The sequence below is a fragment of the Actinotalea lenta genome (assembly GCF_030586465.1).
Classification (GTDB): Bacteria; Actinomycetota; Actinomycetes; order Actinomycetales; family Cellulomonadaceae; genus Actinotalea; species Actinotalea lenta.
The window spans coordinates 2,770,303-2,788,055 of the sequence record NZ_JAUQYP010000001.1; the positions used below are offsets into that span (position 1 = coordinate 2,770,303).

Annotated in this window: 20 protein-coding genes; 5 read left to right on the forward strand and 15 right to left on the reverse strand. The window is 75.0% G+C overall.

Annotation, left to right across the window (positions count from 1 at the left end; translation table 11 throughout):
* Positions 1-54: 54 nt before the first annotated feature.
* The 11 genes from Q6348_RS13230 to Q6348_RS13280 form a co-directional block, all read right to left on the reverse strand.
* Positions 55-681, reverse strand: a complete 627-nt coding sequence (locus Q6348_RS13230) for a response regulator (protein ID WP_304601989.1) — start codon at positions 679-681, stop codon at positions 55-57.
* A gap of 58 nt (positions 682-739) precedes the next feature.
* Positions 740-1,672, reverse strand: coding sequence for a bifunctional DNA-formamidopyrimidine glycosylase/DNA-(apurinic or apyrimidinic site) lyase (mutM, locus tag Q6348_RS13235; RefSeq protein ID WP_304601746.1), 933 nt, complete (start codon positions 1,670-1,672; stop codon positions 740-742).
* Positions 1,673-2,395: a ribonuclease III gene (gene rnc, locus Q6348_RS13240; RefSeq protein WP_304601747.1), complete on the reverse strand. Its 723-nt coding sequence runs from the start codon at positions 2,393-2,395 to the stop codon at positions 1,673-1,675.
* A 3-nt stretch (positions 2,396-2,398) separates the two neighbouring features.
* Positions 2,399-2,596: a 50S ribosomal protein L32 gene (rpmF, locus tag Q6348_RS13245; RefSeq protein ID WP_304601749.1), complete on the reverse strand. Its 198-nt coding sequence runs from the start codon at positions 2,594-2,596 to the stop codon at positions 2,399-2,401.
* Between the two features lie 2 nt (positions 2,597-2,598).
* On the reverse strand, positions 2,599-3,174 hold the full coding sequence (locus Q6348_RS13250; RefSeq protein WP_304601750.1) for a YceD family protein: 576 nt from the start codon (positions 3,172-3,174) through the stop codon (positions 2,599-2,601).
* A gap of 105 nt (positions 3,175-3,279) precedes the next feature.
* A complete protein-coding gene (locus Q6348_RS13255; RefSeq protein ID WP_304601751.1) occupies positions 3,280-3,771 on the reverse strand; it encodes an ATP synthase subunit B family protein in 492 nt (163 codons plus the stop codon).
* Complete coding sequence (coaD, locus tag Q6348_RS13260; RefSeq protein ID WP_304601752.1) at positions 3,768-4,256, reverse strand: pantetheine-phosphate adenylyltransferase; 489 nt, start codon at positions 4,254-4,256, stop codon at positions 3,768-3,770. Before coaD ends, Q6348_RS13255 begins: the two co-directional genes overlap by 4 nt.
* Positions 4,257-4,265: 9 nt before the next feature.
* On the reverse strand, positions 4,266-4,871 hold the full coding sequence (rsmD, locus tag Q6348_RS13265; RefSeq protein WP_304601753.1) for a 16S rRNA (guanine(966)-N(2))-methyltransferase RsmD: 606 nt from the start codon (positions 4,869-4,871) through the stop codon (positions 4,266-4,268).
* A complete protein-coding gene (locus Q6348_RS13270) occupies positions 4,868-6,445 on the reverse strand; it encodes a DUF6297 family protein (RefSeq protein WP_304601754.1) in 1,578 nt (525 codons plus the stop codon). The genes rsmD and Q6348_RS13270 overlap by 4 nt, the downstream gene beginning before the upstream one ends.
* A complete protein-coding gene (locus Q6348_RS13275; RefSeq protein WP_304601755.1) occupies positions 6,442-7,143 on the reverse strand; it encodes an ABC transporter ATP-binding protein in 702 nt (233 codons plus the stop codon). The genes Q6348_RS13270 and Q6348_RS13275 overlap by 4 nt, the downstream gene beginning before the upstream one ends.
* A 25-nt stretch (positions 7,144-7,168) precedes the next feature.
* On the reverse strand, positions 7,169-9,394 hold the full coding sequence (locus Q6348_RS13280) for an ATP-dependent DNA helicase RecG (protein ID WP_304601756.1): 2,226 nt from the start codon (positions 9,392-9,394) through the stop codon (positions 7,169-7,171).
* A 184-nt stretch (positions 9,395-9,578) separates the two neighbouring features.
* Between Q6348_RS13280 and rpmB the strand changes: the two genes are divergently transcribed.
* Positions 9,579-9,770 (forward strand): 50S ribosomal protein L28, encoded by a 192-nt coding sequence (gene rpmB / locus Q6348_RS13285; RefSeq protein ID WP_304601757.1) that lies wholly within the window; start codon positions 9,579-9,581, stop codon positions 9,768-9,770.
* Between the two features lie 160 nt (positions 9,771-9,930).
* A complete protein-coding gene (locus Q6348_RS13290; protein WP_304601758.1) occupies positions 9,931-10,446 on the forward strand; it encodes a GNAT family N-acetyltransferase in 516 nt (171 codons plus the stop codon).
* An 11-nt stretch (positions 10,447-10,457) separates the two neighbouring features.
* On the opposite strand, the gene Q6348_RS13295 is transcribed toward Q6348_RS13290, so the two are convergent.
* Positions 10,458-11,396, reverse strand: coding sequence for a thiamine-phosphate kinase (locus Q6348_RS13295; RefSeq protein ID WP_304601759.1), 939 nt, complete (start codon positions 11,394-11,396; stop codon positions 10,458-10,460).
* A 33-nt stretch (positions 11,397-11,429) separates the two neighbouring features.
* Here Q6348_RS13295 and Q6348_RS13300 point away from each other — a divergent pair, with 33 nt between their 5' ends.
* Together Q6348_RS13300 and Q6348_RS13305 are read left to right on the forward strand one after the other, a co-directional pair.
* On the forward strand, positions 11,430-11,915 hold the full coding sequence (locus tag Q6348_RS13300; protein WP_304601760.1) for a DUF3515 domain-containing protein: 486 nt from the start codon (positions 11,430-11,432) through the stop codon (positions 11,913-11,915).
* 105 nt (positions 11,916-12,020) lie between these two features.
* Entirely contained in the window at positions 12,021-12,992 is a 972-nt protein-coding gene (locus tag Q6348_RS13305; protein ID WP_304601761.1) for a D-alanine--D-alanine ligase family protein, read from the forward strand.
* Positions 12,993-13,002: 10 nt separating this feature from the next.
* Here Q6348_RS13305 and Q6348_RS13310 read toward each other — a convergent pair whose 3' ends face one another.
* The 3 genes from Q6348_RS13310 to Q6348_RS13320 are packed head-to-tail and all read right to left on the reverse strand — an operon-like array spanning position 13,003 to position 16,459.
* Positions 13,003-14,163: a D-alanine--D-alanine ligase family protein gene (locus Q6348_RS13310; protein WP_304601762.1), complete on the reverse strand. Its 1,161-nt coding sequence runs from the start codon at positions 14,161-14,163 to the stop codon at positions 13,003-13,005.
* Between the two features lie 32 nt (positions 14,164-14,195).
* Entirely contained in the window at positions 14,196-15,731 is a 1,536-nt protein-coding gene (locus Q6348_RS13315; protein WP_304601763.1) for a Mur ligase family protein, read from the reverse strand.
* Complete coding sequence (locus tag Q6348_RS13320; protein ID WP_304601764.1) at positions 15,728-16,459, reverse strand: alpha/beta fold hydrolase; 732 nt, start codon at positions 16,457-16,459, stop codon at positions 15,728-15,730. The genes Q6348_RS13315 and Q6348_RS13320 overlap by 4 nt, the downstream gene beginning before the upstream one ends.
* Positions 16,460-16,503: 44 nt before the next feature.
* Here Q6348_RS13320 and Q6348_RS13325 point away from each other — a divergent pair, with 44 nt between their 5' ends.
* On the forward strand, positions 16,504-17,664 hold the full coding sequence (locus tag Q6348_RS13325; protein ID WP_304601765.1) for a trans-sulfuration enzyme family protein: 1,161 nt from the start codon (positions 16,504-16,506) through the stop codon (positions 17,662-17,664).
* Positions 17,665-17,753: the final 89 nt, after the last annotated feature.

Sequence of the window (17,753 nt, forward strand, 5' to 3'; positions counted from 1 at the left end):
CAGCGGAGCTCGTGACCGCTCTTCGGCCAGGTCCGGACGGATCGCGGCGCGGGGTCAGTCCCCCGGCTCGCTGCGCCAGGAGCTGTGCTTGTGGCCCGCGACCCACGCAGCCACCTGGGTGCGCCGCTGCAGGCCCATCTTCGACAGCAGCGACGTGATGTGGTTCTTCACGGTCTTCTCGGCCACCCCGAGACGTTCGGCGATCTCCCGGTTGGACATCCCCTCGCCGATGAGGTCGAGCACCTTGCGCTCCGAGGGCGTGAGGTCGGCCGTCGGGTCGTCATGGTCGGCGCGGCGGCGCGTGACGGTCCGCTCGTCCAGGAGGGTCCGGCCGGCAGCGACCTGGCGGATGATCTCGGCGATCTCGGTGCCCCGGACCGACTTGAGCAGGAACGCGGCGGCACCGGCCTGCAGCGCGGCGGCCAGGGCGTCGTCGTCGTCGAACGACGTGAGCACGATCATGTGGGTGTCCGGCAGGGACTCGCGCAGCGACATCATGAGGTCGATGCCCGTACCGTCCGGCAGCTGCAGGTCGACCAGCATGACCTGCGGCCGCACGAGCGCGGCGCGACGCACCCCCTCGGCGACCGTCCCGGCCTCGGCGACCACACCCATGCCCTCGGTGCGATCGATCACCTCGGCGATACCCCGTCGGACCACCTCGTGGTCGTCGACGATCATCACGGCGATCTCACTGGCGCGGCTGTGGGCCGGGGGCACGTTCGTCACGACGGGCATCCTAGGGAACGCAGGGCTTCGAATGCACTCGCCGCACGGGACGTGGACGAGGCTGACAGGCGGAACAGCTGAACGACGACCGGTTCATGAAGGGCTCGCGCCGCACCGGGGCGCCGCACCGGGGGCACGGCAGCCCCGCCCGGCCGTACACGGCGAGCTCGCGGTCGAAGTAGCCGGACGAGCCGTTGACGTCCACGTACAGCGCGTCGAAGCTCGTGCCGCCCGAGCGCAGCGCGGCGCGCATCACGTCCTCGCACGCGGCCAGCACGGCGCGGACCTGCGCGGTCCGGAGCCGGTCCGTGGGACGGGCGCCGTGCAGCCGAGCGCGCCAGAGCGCCTCGTCGGCGTAGATGTTGCCGATCCCTGACACCAGCGTCTGGTCCAGCAGCGCGCGCTTGATCTCCGAGTGGCGGCGCCGGACGGCCGCGACCGCGGCATCCCGGTCCAGGTCCGGGTCCAGCACGTCACGCGCGATGTGCGCCACAGCGGGCGGCAGCGCAGGCAGGTCACTGCCGCGCCCGCCCGGGCCGCCGTCAGGGGTCGGCACGAGCTCAGCGACGGCCAGGTGGCCGAAGGTGCGCTGGTCCACGAAGTCCAGGACCCGGTCGGGCTCCCCCGGCGTGGTGAGCTCCAGACGCACCCGCAGGTGCCGGTGGTCCGGCGCGTCGCTCGCGTGGTGCACGAGGAGCTGCCCGCTCATCCCGAGGTGCGCGGTCAGTGCCTCGTCGTCGTCCAGGAGGACCCACAGGTACTTGCCGCGGCGCACGACGGCGCCGAGGGTGCGACCCTCCAGCCGCGCCGCGAGGTCCACGGAGCCGCCTACGTGCCGCCGCACGCTGTAGTCGCGCAGCACACGCACCGAGCGCACGGTGCGGCCGGCCACATGCCGGTCCAGGCCGGCACGTACCGTCTCGACCTCGGGCAGCTCGGGCACTCAGGAGTCCGAGGGCTGCTCGCGCTCGGCGAGTGCGCGGTACGCCGCGGCGGCGGCCTCCTGCTCGGCGACCTTCTTCGCAGGTCCTGTGCCCTCGCCGCACACCTCGTCGCCGAAGACGATGCGCGCAGTGAACGTACGCTCGTGGTCCGGGCCGGTGCCCACCACGTCGTACACCGGTGCTCCCAACCCCAGCCGGGCGGCCAGCTCCTGCAGCGAGGTCTTCCAGTCCAGTCCGGCGCCCAGGTCCGCGGCGGCGTCCAACGTGGGGGCCACGAGCCGCTCGACGAGGCCTCGCGCCACCTCCAGGCCGTGCGTGAGGTACACCGCGCCGAAGACGGCCTCGAGCGTGTCGGACAGGATCGAGTCCTTGTCGCGGCCGCCCGTGGCGAGCTCGCCCTTGCCGAGCAGGACGTAGTCACCCAGGTCGATCGTGCGGGCGATCGCGGCCAGCGCACGCTGCGACACGGTCGCGGCCCGCATCTTCGCGAGCTCACCCTCCGACTGGTCGGGGTGTCCGCGGTACAGGGCCTCCGTGACCACCAGGCCCAGCACGGTGTCCCCCAGGAACTCCAGGCGCTCGTTGGTGGGCAGCCCACCCGCCTCGTGCGCGAACGACCGGTGGGTCAGGGCAAGCACCAGAAGCTCGGGGTCCAGGTGGACCCCGAGCGTGGTGAGCAGTCGGGTAGCGGTGGTCGCGGGCGCGTCACCACTGGCGACCACTGGTCAGCGGGCCTCGTGCTCGGTCCGCAGCGCCTCGGCGTACTGGCGGCCGTTGTAGGCGCCGCAGGCCGGGCAGGCCGTGTGCGGGAGCTTCTCGGCCTTGCACCGCGGGCAGGTCGTGAGGGTCGCTGCGGTCGTCTTCCACTGCGACCGACGCGCGCGGGTGTTGCTGCGCGACATCTTGCGCTTCGGTACAGCCACGGTCAGCTCTCTTTCGGGTCGTCGTACAGGTCGGCCAACGCCGCCCACCGCGGGTCGACCACCTCGTGGGTGTGCCCGGCGTTGGCCGGATCCGCCAGCCGCGCGCCGCACTGCGGGCACAGGCCCGGGCAGTCCGGTGAGCACAGCGGACGGAACGGCAGTGCAGGCACCACCGTGTCACGCACCGCGGGCTCGAGGTCGATCAGGTCGTCGGCTCCGAGCTCGCGCAGGTCCTCCTCGTCGTCGCCGTCCTCGACGGCGACCTCGGCCCGCTCGGGGTACACGTACAGCTCCTGGATGGGGACGTCGACCGAGCCGACGACCTCGTCCAGGCAGCGCACGCACTCCCCGACGGTTCCGCCCCGGACGGTGCCCGAGACGAGGATCCCCTCCATCACCGCCTCGAGCCGCAGGTCGAGCTCGAGGTCGGATCCGGCCGGGACACCGATCACGGCGGTACCGAGATCCTCCGGCGCCGGGACGTTCCGGGTCACCGTGCGCATCGTCCCCGGGCGGCGGCCGAGCTCGTGGGTGTCGAGCACGAATGGCGCGCGGGGGTCGAGGGCGTGGTGCTCCATCTGCTGTCCAGGGTCGAGGGATCTCGGTCCACGCCACGAGCGGTGGACCGACGGGTCATCCTACGGCATGGGGCACGGCGCCCCAACTTCGCCAGCGGCCCGCCCTCACGGGCCGGCGGGGTCGTCGTCGGTGGCGGAGTGCTCCAGCCGGTCGGCCAGCTTGGCGCGGCCGGCCTGCACCTGCGCCATCACCCGACCCAGGTCGATCTCGAAGTCGGCGAGCCGGCGGTCGCAGTAGTCGTCCGCGTCGCGGCGCAGCCCGGCGGCGGTGCGCCGCGCCTGCGCGACGATCTCCTCGGCACGGGCCTGGGCCTCGAGCACGATGCGCTCGTGCGCCACGAGGTCCTCGGCGCGCTCCTGCGCCGAGCTGACGATGCGGTCGGCGTGCTGGTGCGCCTCGGCGAGCACCCGATCGGCGCCGGCCAGCACCTCGTCGGCGTGCGCGAGCTGCTCGGGCAGCAGGGCACGCGCCCGCTCGACCAGCTCGATCACCTCCTCCCGCGCGACCAGGACGGAGGAGGACATCGGCATGGCGCGCGCGGCGTGCACGACGGCCTCGAGCTCGTCGAGCACGGCCGTCAAGCCCCGGCCGCTCATCGGACGCCTCCCGCCGCCAGGGCGGCGTGCACGGCCTCGGCAACTCCGGGCGGCACCAGGTCCTCGATCGGGCCGCCGTGCCGGGCGACGTCCTTGACCAGGGACGACGCGATGTGCGCGACCGACGGATCGGCGGGCAGGAAGACCGTCTCGATCCCGGTCAGGTGGCGGTTCATCAGGGCCATCGGCAGCTCGGCGTCGTGGTCCGCGCCCGATCGCAGCCCCTTGACGAGCACCGTCGCCCCGATCCGGGCGCAGAAGTCCACCAGCAGACCGTCCACCGGCTCCACCCGCACACCGGGTAGGTGCGCGACCGCGTCGCGGGCCAGTGCCACCCGCTGCTCGCGGTCGAGCAGCGGGCGCTTTCCGGCGTTGGTCGCGACGGCGAGCACCACCTCGTCGGCGAGCGCGCGGGCCCGCCGGACGACGTCGAGATGACCCAGGGTCACCGGGTCGAAGGAACCGGGGCACACGGCGATCGGCACGGCATCAGCCTACGGCGCGAGGTGACCCGGAGGCGCGGGGGCGCCCTCGCGCGGGACCGGCTCCGCGAACCACAGCGCGGTCTCGCCGTACCGGCGGTCGTCGAAGCGCGCGAGCCCCGTCGGCCAGGGCGGCTCGGGCGACCGTGCCGAACGCTCGACGACGACGACACCCTGCGGGTCCAGCCACCCGGCCAGGTCGGCGAGGACGCCTGCCAGCTCCTCCTCGGGAAGGTCGTACGGCGGGTCGACCAGCGCCAGGTCGATCACCGGAGCGCCGCCGGCTCCGGTCGGGCCGCGCTGGAGCCAGGTCCGGACCCGCTCCGCGGCCACCCGCACGCCCGGCAGACCCAGCTCGGACACGTTGCGCCGGCACACCGCGACCGCTCGCCCGGCGGACTCCACGAGCACCACGTCCGCCGCCCCGCGGCTGGCGGCCTCCAGGCCGAGCGCCCCGGAGCCGGCGAACAGGTCCACGACCCGTGCGCCGTCCAGCACGTCCAGGTGCTCGAGCCGGGAGAACAGCGCCTCGCGCACCCGGTCGCTGGTGGGGCGCGTGCCGCGTGGGGGGACGGCCAGGGACCGCCCGCCCGCACGGCCCGCCACGATCCTGGTCATCGCCGTGGGGTGGAGGTCGCGTCCTGGGCCTCGGCGAGCCGGTCCATGAGGGACCGCGTCTCGGTGCTGGAGCCCCACAGCAACGCGACCACGGTGGTCGCGACCTGCACGCCGAGCACGCTCGGCGGCACCGAGCCCACCAGCACCGCCACCAGCGCCGGCAGCTGACCGACGATCACCACGTCCGGGCCGCGGGCCAGGACCGCGGCCGCACCCATCGGCACCGCGCCCATCGGGGTCGAGACCAACGCCTTGTCCCAGCTCGGCGCGGGCCGGTAGGCGGAGCGCAGCGCGCCCCCCGCCCAGGCCGGGCCGGCCACCAGGGCCAGGACGAGCCACGGCCAGAACTCCCCGTGCCAGATCCCCACGGCCGCGAGCGCCACCACCGCCCACAGGGTCATCACGGTGGCCGGGACCACCAGGTGCGCGCGCCGGACGTCTCGGGCCGACAGCGGCAGCAGCCGGTCGACGGCGGGCGTCATCTCGGCTCGCCGCGCCGCCTCGCCGGTGGCCTGCGTCGCGAGGTATCCACCGATGAGGACCGCCAGGGCGAGCTGCGCGGGGCCGGCCAGCTCGGGCGTGCTGACCACCAGGTACGGCAGCAGCGCGCCCGCGACGATCTGCACCAGGTGGCGTGGCGAGCGCAGCAGCACCAGGAGGTCCGCCGTGAGCAGCGCCCGGACAGCTCCGCCCGACAGCCGCATGCGCAGCGAGCGGCGCCGAGACTGGCGTGCCGTGCGGTCGGTCAGTGCGCGACCGAGCTCGCGCGAGTCCATCGACGTGAGCGCACCGGCCGCGTGCGCCGCCACCGAACCGCTCTCCCGCAGGCTGCGCGCCGGGATCGCTCCCAGGCGGGTGTCGAGCCACCAGACGAGGCCGGTGAGTGCCAGGACGGCGGGCGCGAGCGTCCACCACGGCACGGCGGGCACGGTGGCGGGGTGCCACCCCGCCAGCACGGCCCCGGCGCCCAGCACAGGCACGGTGGCCAGGAGCACGTCGCCGGCGACCACGGCGACCCGCGAGCCGCGCCAGGCCTGCACGAGCGCGGCCGTGATGACCAGCGTGGCCGCTGCGAGCGCGCCCATCAGGCCGACCTGCGCAGGATTGCCCACCGCAGGGACGACGGCCGCGAGGACGCCGGCGACGAGCCCGGTCACGAGGGCCGCGAGCGCCGGCAGCCGCCAGACCGAGCCGCGCAGCAGGCCCCGCCGGTCCACCGGCAGCGTCAGCCACCAGGTCGCCTCGGCACCGCCGACCCCGATGGGCCCGAGCCGGCCGGCGGTGCCCAGCACCGCGCCGACGACCGCCACCATCAGCACCGCGGCGAGGCCGGCGAGCGACGTGCTGCCCTCGACGGCGACGGGGGCGTCGCGGACGGGGAGCTGCTGCAGCGCACCCAGCGCGAGCAGGACACCGACGCCGATCATCACGCCCGCGTAGTAGACGTCGCCGAGCAGCGACCCGATACCGGCTCCGGCCCGGCTGCGCGCCACCGCCGCCGTGTAGCCGCGGATGGATCGCGCCGCGGGAACGGGGGTCGGCTCGCCGCCCACTCGGACTGCGAGCTCGCTCACAGCACGCCCGGCCGCAGCGCGTCGACAGCCTCGTCCACCGTGACCTTGCGGGTCTGGTCCGCCACGATCAACGCGGCGTCGGCCACGGTGGCGAGCATCTCCGGGTCGTGCGTGGCGATCAGCACCGCTCCCCCGGCGTCCTTCTCGGCGACGAGTCGTTCCGCGAGCCGGTGGCGCATGTCGGAGTCGAGCCGCTGCTCCGGCTCGTCGAGGACCAGCAACGAACGCGGCCGCACCAGGCCGGCGGCGAGCAGCAGCCGGCGGCGCTGCCCGGAGGAGAGCGTGTTGGGCAGGGCGTTGGCGTGCCCGGTGAGGCCGAACTCGTCCAGCAGGGCCTCGACCTCGTCGTCGGCGTCCCCCACACCGTGCCCGCGCGCCACGAGGTACAGGTGCTCGGCGACCGTGAGAGCGGGGAACCAGGCGTCGTCGTCGAGCACGGCGGCGACCTGTGCGCGGAAGGACGCCTCGCGCTCGTCCACCGGACGGCCCAGCAGGCTCACGGTCCCCGACAGGGGCTCGAGCAGGCCGAGAGCGGCCCGCAGGATGGTCGACTTGCCCGAGCCGTTCGGTCCGACCAGTGCCACCGCCCGTCCGGCGGGTACGGAGAAGGTCGCGGCGCCGCACACGGGGCGCCCATCCCACCCCACGGTCAGGCGCTCGGCGCGCAGCACGGCAGGACGGGAGCTCTTCTTGGCCACGGCCCCACCCTACGAGGGCGGCGGGTCAGGCTCGGTCCAGGTACTCCTGGGCGGACGGCTCGAGCCACTCGTCGATCGCGGCGAGCAGGGCAGGCCAGGCCTCCAGCGCGGGATCCCGGTCGACCAGCGCGCGGGCCTCGTCGCGGGCCCGGGCGATCAGCGCGGCGTCCCGGACCACCCGCAGCAGACGCAGCGAGCTGGCGCTTCCGGACTGGGACGCACCCAGCACGTCGCCCTCGCGTCGGAGCTCGAGGTCCACGGTCGCGAGCTCGAAACCGTCCGTCGTCCCGGCGAGCGTGGCGAGCCGGGTTGCGGCGTCGCTGCCCTCGGGCGCGCGGGCCACCAGAAGGCAGAGGCCCGGGTCGGTGCCGCGGCCCACCCGGCCGCGCAGCTGGTGCAGCTGGGACAGACCGAACCGCTCGGCGTCCAGCACCACCATCACGCTGGCCTCGGGGACGTCGACGCCCACCTCGATGACGGTGGTGGACACCAGGACCGGGGTACGCCCGGCCGCGAAGGCTGCCATCGCATCGTCCTTGGCGGCGGCCGTCATCCGGCCGTGCAGCGTCCCGATGCGCACGCCGTCCAGCGCCGGCAGCGTCGCGAGCTCTTCGGCGACCTCCTCGACGGCGCGCAGCGGTGGCCGGGTCGCGCCCTGGTCGTCGGGCTCGCCGGACAGCAGGTCCGCGTCGTCCGCGCCGGAGGCGTCGTCCGCGGTGATCCGCGGGCACACGACGTACGCCCGCCGACCCGCGTCGACCTCCTCGCGCACCCGCGCCCAGGTCCGCGCCGTCCAGGCCGCGTTGTCCGCCGGGACGACGTGCGTGGCGACCGGGGCGCGGCCGGCCGGGACCTCGGTGAGCGTGGAGACCTCGAGGTCCCCGAACACGGTCATCGCGACCGTGCGCGGGATCGGGGTGGCGGTCATCACGAGCAGGTGCGGGACGGTGTCGCCCTCGTCCCCCCGGCTGCGCAGGGCGTCGCGCTGCTCGACGCCGAACCGGTGCTGCTCGTCGACCACGACCAGGCCGAGGTCGGCGAACTGCACGTGCTCGCCGAGCAGAGCATGGGTACCGACGACGATGCCCGCCGCGCCGGAGGCGGCGTCGAGCAGGGCCTCGCGGCGCGCTGCGGCCGCCTGCGACCCGGTGAGCAGCACCACGCGGGTGGCGCGGTCCGCGGCACCGAGCATGCCCTCCTGCGCGAGCGGACCGAGCAGCTCGCGCAGCGTGCGCAGGTGCTGGGTGGCGAGGACCTCGGTGGGCGCGAGCAGGGCCGCCTGGCCGCCGGCGTCGACCACCTGGAGCATGGCGCGCAGCGCGACCACGGTCTTGCCGGAGCCGACCTCGCCCTGAAGCAACCGCTGCATGGGCGCGTCGGCCGCCAGGTCCTCGGCGATCTGCGCGCCCACGTCCTGCTGCCCCGCGGTCAGCACGAACGGCAGCCGGGCGTCGAAGGCGGCCAGCAGCCCACCTGGCGTGGTGGGACGCGCGACCACCGGCCGCGCTGCGGCCTGGGCGCGGCGGCGTGCCATCGCGGCCTGGAGCACGAAAGCCTCCTCGTAGCGCAACCGGTCCCGGCCGCGCCGCCAGTCCTGCTCGGTGTACGGCTCGTGCACCAGGCGCAGCGACTCGACCAGGCCCGGTAGGCCCACGCGTTCGCGCACCTCGGTGGGCAGCGGGTCGTTCACGTCCTCCTCGGTGAGGGGGTCCAGGACCGTGCGCACGGCGCGCTGGATGCGCCAGGTGGGCAGCGCCGCGGACGCGGGGTACACCGGGATCGGCCGGGTCGCCTCCACGAGCGCCGCGGCCTCGTCGTCGACGTCGGTGCCGACCAGCTGGTAGTCGGGGTGGGTGAGCTGAGCGGCCCCCCGGTAGAAGCGCACGACTCCGGTGAACATCCCGAGCGTGCCCGGGCGCAGCCGCGACTCGTGACGGCGAAGCGCACCCGGCTTCTTGGCGAAGAACGCCAGCGACAGCTCGCGCGTGCCGTCGGTGACGACCGCCTCCAGGATCGCCCCCCCTCGCGAACGCATCGTGCGCACCGTGGCGCGGCGCACCTCGGCCATCACTGTGACGTGCTCCCCGGGGCTCAGCGAGGACAGGTCCGTCAGGCGGCCGGGGGATGCGTACCGCCGCGGGTAGTGCCGCAGCAGGTCGCCCGCGGTGTGCAGGCCGAGTCCCGCGAAGGGCCCGGCGGCCCGGGTGCCGAGCAGCCGTCCGAGCGGCTCGTCCCAGCGCGTCCCGACCACGCCTCCTCCGTCCCCGGCTGCGCCGACGCGCTCGTTTTGGGCCACCCACGGCGATCGGCTACCCTAGCGAGGTTGTCCGGCCAGTTCCGGGCACCTCGGGGCCGCGTGCCGTCACCACCGCATCCTGCCCCGTCCGACCGACATGACCCGCGCTGCGTGCGCGCGACGATCAGGAGACCGACCCGTGGCTGCTCACTGCGACATCTGCGGCAAGAGCCCGAGCTTCGGGCACAGCATCTCGCACTCCCACCGGCGCACCAAGCGGCGCTGGAACCCGAACATCCAGCGGGTTCGCACGGTGGTCGCCGGGACCCCGAAGCGGGTCAACGTGTGCGCCTCGTGCCTCAAGGCCGGCAAGGTGCAACGCACCGCCTGACCTCACACCTGCTGGGGTCCTGGACCCTGCACGACGCCCGCGGCCGGCTCCCGGCCCGCGGGCGTCGTGCCGCTCGGTGCCCGTCCGCGCCGCGCCCGGACGCGCCCGGCGGAGCGACCCGCCTGGCCTGGGCATCCCCCGGGATGGCAGGCTGGGGGCCATGCAGGACGAGCTTCCCGAGGCGGTCATCCGCCCAGCCACCGTCGACGACGCCGACGCGATCGCGCGGGTGCACCTGACCTCGTGGCGCGAGGCGTACGCCGACGTCGTGGACCCCGCGACCCTCGACGCGCTCGACGAGGCGGCCCGCACGCAGACGTGGCGCGAGACGATCGAGACCCGCCGCGGGTCGGTGCTGGTGGCCGACCTCGAGGGCGAGATCGTCGGCTTCGCGCACGTCGGGGCGAGCCGCGACGAGGATGCCGAACGCGGCACCCACGAGATCTACGCGATCTTCCTCGAGCCCTCGGCGTGGGGGCACGGCGTGGCCCGTGAGCTGATGCGCAGCCTGCTCGCCGACCTGCCCGAGGCGGACCCGGTCACCCTGTGGGCGCTGGCGGACAACGAACGCGCCCGGCACTTCTACCGCCGGCACGGGTTCAGCCCGGACGGCGTCGAGCGCATGGAGACCGCGGGCGAGAGCTCCTACCTCGAGGTCCGGTACCGCCGAGGCTGACGGGCCCGGGCTCAGTCGCGCCCGGCGAAGTGGTCCCACCCCAGCGGACCGCGAGGGGCGGCACCGGCGACCCTCACCCCCGGCTCGCCAGCGACGACGCGCCCGACGGCGCGGAACGGCGCAGGCAGCTCGGTGTGCGGGGGGAACGTGGCGAGCAGACCGTGGTCCTCTCCGCCGGCCAGCACCCAGGTCTCCGCGTCGGCCGCGAGCGCCTCGGCCGCCGGTGCGAGGACGGCGAGGTCGTCCGCGAACGCCGCGGTCGGAGGGTCGAGGTCGAGCACGACCCCGCTGGCCCGGGCGATCCGCAGGGCGTCGCGCAGCAGCCCGTCGGACACGTCCAGCATCGCCGTGGCGCCCGCGCGCGAGGCGGCGATCCCCGCGCCGAGAGGGGCCACGGGGCGCCGGTAGGCGGCGACCAGCTCGTCGAAGCCGTCGAGTCCCGCGTCCAGCAGGGCATGACCCGCCGCCGAGCGCCCCCGGACCCCGGCGTGCGCGACGACGTCCCCGACCTGCGCGCCGGAGCGGAGCACGGGCGGCCGACCGGCCAGGTCGCCGAGCACCGTGACGGCCACGGACAGCTCGGTTCCGGTCGACAGGTCTCCTCCCACGACGCCCACCTCGCCGCACGCCTGCGCCATGCCGTCGGCGAGGTCCGCGAGCCACTCCGGGGCGACGTCGGCCGGGCAGGTCAGCGCGACGACGAGGGCGGTCGGCCTGGCACCCATCGCCGCGACGTCCGCGAGGTTCTGCATCGCCGCGCGGTAGCCCACGTCGGCGCCGCTCGACCACCGGCGTCGGAAGTGCCGGCCCTCGACCAGCACGTCGGTCGACACGACCACCCGGCCGTCGGGCGCCGCGACGATCGCCGCGTCGTCGCCCGGTCCCAGCACGGTGTCCCGCCCACGGGGCAACCGGGGCACGATCAGGGCCAGCAGGCCGTCCTCGTCCACGGGGCGCCACGCTACCGGCGCTAGCGTGGTGCCGTGCCCCGCCGCCCCCTCGCGCTGCTGCTGACCTCGGTCGCGCTGACCTCCGGCCTGGCCGCCTGCTCGACCCGCGTGCCGGTGGAACCCGCACCTGACGCGGGAGACCCGGCGTGCGCCACGCTCGTGCTGTCGCTGCCCGACACCCTGGCGGGCCTGCCGCGGCTGCTGACCACCAGCCAGGCCAGTGCCGCGTGGGGTTCCGCGGACCACGCGATCGTGCTGCGCTGCGGAGTGACGCCTCCAGGACCCACGACGGACCAGTGCGTCACGGCGGACGACGGCACGTACTCCGTCGACTGGGTGGCCGTCCCCGGGGCGACCGACGTCGGGGGTTATGCGGACTGGACCTTCACGACGTACGGCCGGTCCCCCGCCGTGGAGGTGTTCGTCCCGGCCGCGGTGACCGACACCCACTCGACCGCGTTCCTCATGGAGCTGGGCCGGGCGATCTCCACCGTGCCCCCGACCCGGCACTGCGTCTAGGGCGGCACCGGGTCCGGGGCGGCACCGGGTCTGACGTGGCCGGACGGCCCTGGGTCGGCACGGCCGACTGGCCTAGGATCGCGGCAACCGATCGAGGAGGGTGCTGTGAGCAGCGACCTGGCCAGGGTGGCCGTCATCGCCGGGGGTCTGTCCAACGAGCGAGAGGTCTCCTGGCGCTCCGGGCGCCGCGCGCAGTTCGCGTTGGGGCAGGCCGGCATCGACGCGACGCTGTACGACGCGGACGAGTCGCTGCTCGACCGGCTCACCGCGGACCACGTGGAGGCCGCGTACCTGGCGGTGCACGGGGCGAGCGGCGAGGACGGCTCGCTGCAGACCGCACTGGACCTGATCGGCATCCCGTACGTCGGCTCGCCGCCGGCCTCCTGCCACCTCGCCTGGGACAAGGTCGTCGCGAAGGTGCTCGTCGAGCGCGCCGGGCTACGCACTCCGGCGTGGGCGGCGATCTCGGCACGTAGCTTCCGCGAGCTGTCCCCGACGCAGATCGTCCGCTCGGTGCTCGCCGACCTGGGGCTGCCGGTGGTGGTCAAGCCGGCGACCAGCGGGTCCACGCTGGGCATGAGCCTGGTGTCCGACGCAGCGGACCTTCCGGCGGCCCTGGTGCGGTGCTTCACGTTCGGGGACGTCGCCCTGATCGAGCGGTACGTCGCGGGCCGCACGGTGGAGACCGTGGTGGTGGAGAACGCCGAGGGAGAACCCGAGGCGCTGCCGCCCGCGGAGTTCGCGAACCCGGGCGTGTCCCCGTTCAGCTTCGAGGCGCGCTACAGCGCCGACCTGATCTCGATCGCGCTGCCCGCACCGCTGACCGAGGACTCCGCGGCGCGGGTACGCCACAAGGCGGAGTCCGTGCACCGGGTGCTCGGCCTGCGAGACCTGTCCCGCACCGACGTCGTGGTCGACGCGGACGGTGTCCCGTGGTTCCTCGAGGCCGCCATCTCCCCCGGGCTCACCGAGACCTCGGTCCTGCCGCTCGCGGCGGCCGAGGTCGGCCGCCCGCTCGGGAACCTGCTCGGCGACCTTCTCGCCAAGGCCAAGCGGCGGGGAGCCGGCCGGGCCTGAGTCCGGGACCCTACCGCCGAGGGCCGTCCAGGCCGACGAGCTTTCCGGCGATCCCGCCCGCGGCGCGCAGCGCCGCGCCCGAGCCGAACCCGCTGGGCGCCGCGACCACGGGCGCGTCGCGGGCCTCACGCAGCGCGTCGAGCAGGACCTGGGACGCCGCCACCGTGGGCGCCCACAGGTACAGCGCCAGCGCGCCGGGCACGGCGTTGACCTCGTTGACCACCAGGTCGCCCGAGGCCTCGTCGTACAGGAAGTCCACCCGGGCCACGCCCGTGATCCCGGTGACCGCCGCGACCCGCCGCGCCAGACGCTCGGCCAGCTCGGAGACCTGGGCGGGGACCTGCGCGGGCAGCTCGCGTGGCGCGGCGGTCAGGCCCGCCTGCCCCGGGCCGCCGGCCAGGTACTTCTCGTCGTAGGAGTAGACCGCACCGTCCGGGGAACGCAGCGGCTTCTCCAGGTCGGAGACCTCGAGCTGGGCAGCGCCCGTGCGGAACGAGATGTTGAGGTCCACCAGGTCCCCGCGGAACGGCTCCACGACCGCGCCGGCGCGCAGGTGCGCCGAGGTTCGGCCCACGACCCGCGCGGCCGCCACGTCGTCGACGATCTCGATGCCGATCGAGGACCCGCCGAACCGCGGCTTGACGATGTACGGCCCGTCGAACGGCGGGTCGATGTCGGGCTCCAGCGCGACGCGCGGCAGCGTCGGGATACCCGCGGCGGCCAGCACGCCGCCGAACGCGAGCTTGTCCATGCCCAGGGCGGAGGCGTAGACGCTGCCACCGGTCGTCGGGATGCCGAGGAGCGCCATCAGCCCTGCGTAGCCGCCCCCCTCACCGAGGCCGCCGTGCAGGCAGGACAGCGCGGCGGAGATCTCGAGGCGCTCGCTGCGCAGCCGGCCCTTGACGAACAGCCCACCGTCGGCGCCCACGCGCACGTCGACGGGACGGGCGCCGGACGGGGCACCCTCGAGATAGTCCTTCGCCTCGGTGCCCGCGGGGACCAGGAACCAGGCACCGGTCGGCGACCAGTACAGCGGTACCACCTGCTGACCGGCGCCCGTGAGAACTCGCTCGGCCTGCAGGCCGGTGAGGATCGAGATCTCGTGCTCGGGAGACGGTCCACCGAAGACGACGGCCCAGCGGGCGTCGGACGTGCTCGGGCTCTCGGGCATCGGGTGGCTACCTCGCGGGTCGGGGGCCCGGCTCACGGATAGTGGTCGGGCAGGTCGTTCTCGTACAGTATGACGCCCTCCGGGCCCGCGACCCGTGTCGCGACATCGATCGCCTGGTCGCGTCGGTCGACCGTGTCGTGGCTCCCACCGGCCTGCTCGACGCCCGCCACCAGTGCCGTCCGGTTGGTCCGGCCGACCACCACGACGTGCGCCCCGAGCTCGGCCGCCTGGCGTCCGAGCGTCGTGTTCCGCACCGCCTGTACCGAGCCCAGCTCGACCATGCCCGGGGTGACCAGCACGAGCCGGCTGCCCTCGCCGACCAGCGCCGCCGCCTCCTCGAGCGCCGCGCGGGCGCCGACGGGGTTGGCGTTGTAGGTGTCGTCCACCACCACGAGGCCGGCGGCGGTGCGCTGCACCTCCGCCCGGTGCGCGGCGCGGGGCAGCCCGGTCAGGCGCCCGCGCAGTCCCGCCGGGTCGACGTCCAGCACGACGGCGATGCCCAGCGCGACCGCGAGGTTGACACCGTGCGCCACGCCGTCGCCCAGGTCCAGCGTGACCCGCCCGTCCGGTCCTGGCAGCGTCGCCGTGCCGGCGGCCAGGTCCACCACGACGTCCGCCTCGAGCCCCGTGACGCTGCACGTCACCACGCGCTTGCCCTCGGCCCGGCAGCGCTCGGCGAGCGCCGCGAGCCCCGGCTCGTCCACGGGGAGCACCACGGACCGGGCACGCTCGGTGATCTCCGACTTGGCCTGCAGGATCACCTCGCGCGAGCCCATCCGCTCCAGGTGTGCCTCGCCGATCGTGGTGATCGCCGCGACGTCGGGTGGGAACAGCCCGCACAGCTCGCGGATCTCACCGGGGCCGTAGGTGCCCATCTCCGCGACGAAGACCTCGGTGCCGTCCACCAGGCCGTCGTTGACCGCGCGGGACAGCCCGAGGCGGTTGTTGAAGCTCGCGGGCGAGGCGACCACGGCCCGGCTGGTGGCCAGCAGGTGCGCGACGTAGCCCTTGGTCGACGTCTTGCCGTAGGAGCCGGTGATCGCGACAACCGCCGGCCGCACGCGGGCCAGCCGCTGCTGCGCCCGGGAGACGAACGACGCGGACATCCGCTTCTCCACCATCCCGGCCAGCCACGCGGCGAGGTCGACGGTCAGCGGGACCGTGACGGCGACCAGGGCGGCGCCTGCCGGACGCACGAGCCACGCGAGCAGCCCGCCGAGGACCACCACGACGAGGAACCAGCCGATCGCCAGCCGGCGCATCCGCCCCGTCCAGGCCAGCCGGGAGGTCCGCCCGCGCACCGACAGGCGCAGCGGCACGAGCGCACCCAGCACGGCCCCGGCCAGGCCGGCCGCCCAGGCGCCGCCGAGTGGCGCGAGCGCGACCAGGGCCAGCAGCGCGGCGAGCCCCGCCCCGGCGGCGTCCACGCCTGAACGGGTGAACCAGATCTGGGCGATCCGCGTGGCGCGGCCCGGGAGGTAGTGCTCGCGCTGGCTCACTCGCAGCCAGCGCAGGCCGCCGAGCGCCGTCAGGGCGGCGACCAGCACCAGTCCCACGACGTCGATCATCGGTCACGCTCCAGGTGCTCGCTCAGGGCCGCTGCGACGCGGTCCTCCAGGTCCCCGGTCAGCAGGTGCCCGCCGCCGGCCACCACCTCGAGCCGTGCGCCGGGGACCAGGTCGGCCGCCAGCCGCGCTCCGGCGAGCGGCGCCGAGTCGTCGAGCTCCCCCCAGACCATGGTGACCGGCACGGCGATCCGCGCGAGGTCCTCGCGGTAGTCCTCGTTGACCACGCGCACGAAGACGTCGCGCATCACGCCCTGGGCGGCCCGGTAGTCCTCCGAGCCGGCGTTCCTGCGCGCCCGCTCCAGGACCGCCGTGGGCAGGAGGTGCGCGGCGTGCAGCCGCTTCGCCACGCGGACCCGCAGCGCGGGGGCCGGCGGAGGCGTCGCACGGACGAGCGGCGCCCCGGTGAGCACCAGGGACCGGACCAGCCGGGGATGCCGCACCGCCAGCCGGACGGCGACCCGGCCGCCGAACGAGTGCCCGACGACGACGTACGGTCCCGTCCCGCTCAGCGCGCCCGCGAGGTGGTCGGCGTACTCCTCGCTCCCCCACGCCTCAGGGGGTGGCGGCGTGGTCCCGAACCCGGGCAGGTGGACCGCGAGACCGTCGTGGCCCTCCAGCACCCGGGCGAAGTCGGCGCCGGTGCGCATCCACCCGTGCAGCGCGAGGACGTCCGAGTCCTGCCGACCGGTCCGGTCGGCCAGGAGGTCCCCCGCAACGACCGTCAGCACGGCGAGCAAGGCTAGCAGCGCGGCCGAGCCTAGGCTTGGCCGGCGTGAGCCACTCCACAGGTCTGTCCCGCGCCACGATCGCCGTCACCGCCGGCCGGCCCGAACGACGCCGCGGCGCACCGCTGACCGCACCGCCGGTGCTGTCCTCGACCTACGTCTCCAGCGGACCTCCACGACCCGATGAGCCGCTGTACGGCCGGAACGCGAACCCCACCTGGGACGAGCTGGAGGCGGCGCTCGCCGCCCTCGAGGCAGCCGCGACCCCAGCCGTGGTGACGTCCTCGGGGATGGCGGCGATCGACGCCGCGCTCTCGGTGGTCCCGGCGGGCGGCCGGGTCGTGGTGCCGCAGCACGCCTACCAGCTGACCGGGGCGCTGCTGGAGGACCTCGGCCGCCGCTGCGGCCTGCACGTCCAGCGCGTCGACGTCGCGGACACCGACGCCGTGCTGGCAGCGGTCCGCGGCGACGGGGACGCTGCGGACCTGCTGTGGGTGGAGTCGCCGACCAATCCGATGCTCGAGGTCGCCGACCTCCCTGCGCTCGTCGCCGGGGCGCATGCCGTGGGAACAGCCGTCGCGGTCGACAACACGTTCGCGACCCCCATGGTGCAGCGGCCGCTCGAGCACGGTGCGGACCTCGTGGTGCACTCGGTGACGAAGTACCTGGCGGGGCACTCCGACGTCGTGCTGGGTGCGGTCCTGACGGACCAGGCGGACCTGCGCGACCGGGTGGTCGCGCACCGCACGCTGCACGGCGCGATCGCCGGGCCGTGGGAGGCATGGCTGGCGTTGCGGGGGCTGCGGACGCTCGCGCTGCGCGTGGAGCACTCGCAGGCGTCGGCGGCCGTGCTGGCCGAGCGGCTCGCCGAGCACCCCGCCGTGCTCGAGGTGCGCCACCCGAGCCTGCCGGGAGACCCGGGTCACGAGCGGGCCACCCGGCTGATGGCGGGGTACGGCTCCGTGATCGGGCTCCGGCCGCGTGGCGGGATCGCCGCGGCGGACGCGCTGGTCGATGCCGTGCGCCTGTGGGTGCCCGCGACGAGCCTGGGGGGTGTCGAGTCCCTCCTCGAGCGCCGGCGTCGGTTCGCCACCGAGAGCCCCACCGTCCCCCAGGACCTCGTTCGCCTGAGCGTCGGCATCGAGGACGTCGAGGACCTGTGGGCGGATCTCGAGCAGGCGTTGGAGACGCCGCCTGAGGAGGGCTGACCCGGACCGGCTGAGCGCCGCGTCGCACCCGCGAGCCGCCCCCTGACCACGGCGTCCGCGCGTAGCATCGACGGGTCGAGGAAGGACTG